Source organism: Mesorhizobium sp. M1A.F.Ca.IN.022.07.1.1 (genome assembly GCF_003997575.1).
Taxonomy (GTDB): Bacteria; Pseudomonadota; Alphaproteobacteria; order Rhizobiales; family Rhizobiaceae; genus Mesorhizobium.
In genome coordinates this window covers 1-1,193 of the sequence record NZ_RZST01000639.1, presented here as the reverse complement: position 1 = coordinate 1,193, position 1,193 = coordinate 1, and the positions used below count along the sequence as shown (strand labels likewise).

Here is a 1,193-nt window from a genome sequence, read left to right as displayed (position 1 = left end):
GTGCAGCGCTTCTAAGGAACGACATGCCTCAAACCACGGTCTTAAAGCGCGTCACCTGAATCAGTTTCAGCGCGACGCGCTTTGACTGTCCGAGCGCGAACCCAACCCGCGAAGGATCATTCGCAACAGACGTTCGAGCTTCGGCTTCGACCGCGCCTGTTGAGCCGCCGCAATGGCGGCCAGCGCGTATCTCGCGAGTTCAGCCGCCGGCGAGGCATCTTCAATTTCACCGGCATCGACGCGCGCGAAGGTATTGATGGCGACGAGAACCTTGCTGCCGTGGCCGTGCGCGAAGCGCACGCCCTCGGCCAGTTCTTCGCGGGAGAAATTGAGCCCGGGAAAATTGCGAGCGTTCGTTTCATCACGAAAACCGCAATAAACCGCGTCCGCGCCTGCCTGGACGGCCGCCCTCAACGTAGCGGGGGTTCCCGCCGGACAGACAAGTTCCATGCGTGTCATCATGTCTTTTATGCCTCGCTTGAGCCATTGTCGGCCAATTGGCACGCGATGCCCAGGGCGCCGAGGACCCCCGTATCGACACAACGAGCCAGGATGCCGTGCAGCCCGAGCAGATCTGCCGGACGAAGTTCAGCGTCCTCTATTGTGTTCCTCAAGGCGAGCACCGCTTCCGTGCGCCCGCTTATCGAGATGATGCGTTGAAGAACATCGCATCACCGTCAAGCGTGCCGTCAAGCAGGCTCAGCAGAGTTAGAAGCGGCCCCTTGATCAGCACGTCCGATGCCGCCGTCGCGTCTTTGCTCACGACGCGGACACTCGATCGTTGTCCATCCGGGACGACGCAAAAACGAATGCAAGATCTACTGGATCGATACCGAAGCAGGCTGATCGGTATTCGCCCAAACGCTCGAAAAGGCCAGGACGCCGCCTGGCAAGCAAAGCGCAACGACAACGTCAGCAACGGCCCGATCGGCAGACCCGCGACTGTCGGAAACAGGTGGCGAACAAATCCTGGTAGTGTTGGCCCGGCGTTCTGTGGCCGCATCGTCAATCGCTGTCCGTTATGGTCGATCGTGAAGTTCTTTGTGGCCAGCTAGGCGTCGTATCTCTTGGCGAGGAGCTTCGAGAAATTGTCCTTGTTGGGGCAGAAATCGCGATAGTGGCTTTCGAAGTCGAAGGCTTCCAAATGATTGTGGCAGCTGCGGCGGTGGGGGCATGTGATGCAGGTCCGGGAC

At 59.7% G+C, this 1,193-nt stretch carries 1 protein-coding gene and 1 pseudogene; both read right to left on the bottom strand.

The window, feature by feature from the left end; all coding sequences use genetic code 11:
• Positions 1-225: 225 nt before the first annotated feature.
• Positions 226-450, bottom strand: a pseudogene (locus EOA75_RS33035) (U32 family peptidase); the annotation flags it as partial.
• Positions 451-640: 190 nt separating this feature from the next.
• On the bottom strand, positions 641-763 hold the full coding sequence (locus tag EOA75_RS35690) for a hypothetical protein (RefSeq protein ID WP_281058598.1): 123 nt from the start codon (positions 761-763) through the stop codon (positions 641-643).
• Positions 764-1,193: the final 430 nt, after the last annotated feature.